The sequence below is a fragment of the Stenotrophomonas sp. SPM genome (genome assembly GCF_003105135.1).
GTDB lineage: Bacteria > Pseudomonadota > Gammaproteobacteria > Xanthomonadales > Xanthomonadaceae > Stenotrophomonas.
In genome coordinates, this window is sequence record NZ_QETL01000197.1 from 1 (window position 1) to 1,984 (window position 1,984).

The 1,984-nt window shown below is 70.0% G+C and carries 2 protein-coding genes; one reads left to right on the plus strand and one right to left on the minus strand.

The genetic code is table 11. The annotated features are described in order from the left end of the window. Positions 1-33: 33 nt before the first annotated feature. Positions 34-831 carry a TatD family hydrolase gene (locus tag DCO49_RS19905; protein WP_116865451.1) on the minus strand — a complete coding sequence of 266 codons (798 nt, stop codon included), beginning with the start codon at positions 829-831 and terminating at the stop codon, positions 34-36. 67 nt (positions 832-898) lie between these two features. Between DCO49_RS19905 and hrpB the strand changes: the two genes are divergently transcribed. Continuing rightward, on the plus strand, positions 899-1,984 hold a 1,086-nt coding region (gene hrpB / locus DCO49_RS19910), incomplete at its 3' end, for an ATP-dependent helicase HrpB (RefSeq protein ID WP_116865450.1).

Below are 1,984 nucleotides of genomic sequence, written 5' to 3' on the forward strand. Positions count from 1 at the left end.
GCGGCAGCCGCGCATGGGCTCGGCTCTACAGGATCAACCCGCGTCGGGCAGGCGGAAGAACGTGCGCGTCGCGGCGGTGGCATTGGCGGCGGTCACGGCCACGTCTTCGCCACGATCGCGGGCCAGTTCCTCGACGATGTGCGAGAGGAACATCGGTTCGTTGCGGCGGTCCTTCGGCATCGGCTTCAGCGTACGCGGCAGCAGGTACGGCGCGTCGGTCTCGATCATCAGGCGGTTGGCCGGGATGTTCTTCACCAGTTCGCGCAGGTGCGCGCCACGGCGCTCGTCGCACAGCCAGCCGGTGATGCCGATGTACCAGTCCTGGTCCAGGTAATCGAACAGCTCGTCACGTTCGCCGGTGAAGCAATGCACCACCGCCGGGCCGAGGCGGCCTTCGAAGTTCTTCATCTGCGCCATGAAATCGGCATGCGCATCGCGCTGGTGCAGGAACAGCGGCTTGCCATTGTCCGCGGCCAGCTGCAGCTGGCGCTCGAAAGCGCGGTGCTGGGCCGGGCGCGGCGAGAAATCACGGAAGTAATCCAGCCCGCACTCGCCCACCGCCACCACGTCCGGGTGCGCATGCAGCGCGCGCATTTCGGCGTCGCATTCCTCGGTGTATTCCACCGCGTGGTGCGGGTGCACGCCCGCGGTGGCGTACAGGAAACCCGGATGCTGCTGGGCCAGCTGCACGGCCAGCGGCGAGTGCTCGCGGCTGGCACCGGTGATGACCATCTGCACCACGCCGGCCTGCCGTGCGCGGTCCAGGACGGCATCGCGGTCGCGGTCGAAGGAGTCGTGGGTCAGGTTGGCGCCGATATCGATCAGGTGCATGGTCATCGCGGGGGAAAAGTGCCCGCGCATTGTACCCGCGCCGGCCATGGCCCCTTATCCTTTGCACATGAACGCCCCGCTCTTCCCGATTTCCCCGCTGCTGCCACAGATCCAGCAGCACCTGGCCGCGCAGCCGCGGCTGGTGCTGGAAGCTCCGCCCGGTGCCGGCAAGACCACCCAGGTGCCGCTGGCCCTGCTCGATGCGCGGTGGCTGCGGGACCGCAGGATCATCCTGCTGGAACCGCGCCGGGTGGCCGCACGCAGCGCCGCACTGTTCATGGCGCGGCAGCTGGGCGAAGAGGTGGGCGGCACCGTCGGCTACCGCATCCGCTTCGAGAACAAGGTCTCCGCGCGCACCCGCATTGAAGTGGTCACCGAAGGCATCCTGACCCGCATGCTGCAGGATGACCCGATGCTGGAAACGGTCGGCGCGATCCTGTTCGATGAATTCCATGAGCGCCACCTCAGTGGCGACCTCGGCCTGGCCCTGGCGCTGGACGTGCAGGCGCAGCTGCGCGACGACCTGCGGCTGGTGGTGATGTCGGCCACGCTGGATGGCGAGCGGCTTGCCCGCTTCCTCGATGCGCCGCGCCTGAGCAGCGAAGGCCGCAGCTACCCGGTGGCGGTCAGCCATTTTCCGGCGCGCCGCGATGAGGCGCTGGAACTGCAGGTGCGCCGCGCGGTGCAGCAGGCTCTGGCCGATCATCCCGGCGACCTGCTGGTGTTCCTGCCCGGCCAGCGCGAGATCGCGCGCGTGCAGGCGGGCCTGCAGGAATCGCTGGACGGCAGCGTCGAGGTGCTGGCGCTGCACGGCGAGCTGCCGGTGGAACAGCAGGCACGCGTGCTGCAGGTCGCCAGCGATGGCCGCCGCCGCGTGGTGCTGGCCACCAACGTGGCCGAATCCTCGGTGACCCTGCCCGGCGTGCGCGTGGTGATCGACAGCGGCCAGGCGCGCGAGCCGCGCTACGATCCCAACAGCGGCTTCACCCGGCTGGACGTGGTGGCCATCGCCCAGGCCTCGGCCGACCAGCGCGCCGGCCGTGCCGGACGCGTGGCCGAGGGCGTGGCGTGGCGGCTGTGGCCGCAGTCGCAGCGGCTGGAGCCGCAGCGCCGCGCCGAGATCGACCAGGTGGAACTGGCCGGGCTGGCACTG

Bases quoted from the DNA above. Each gene is read 5' to 3' on its own strand.
- DCO49_RS19905 (WP_116865451.1), bottom strand. From the start codon at position 831: ATGCACCTGATCGATATCGGCGCCAACCTGACCCACGACTCCTTCGAC.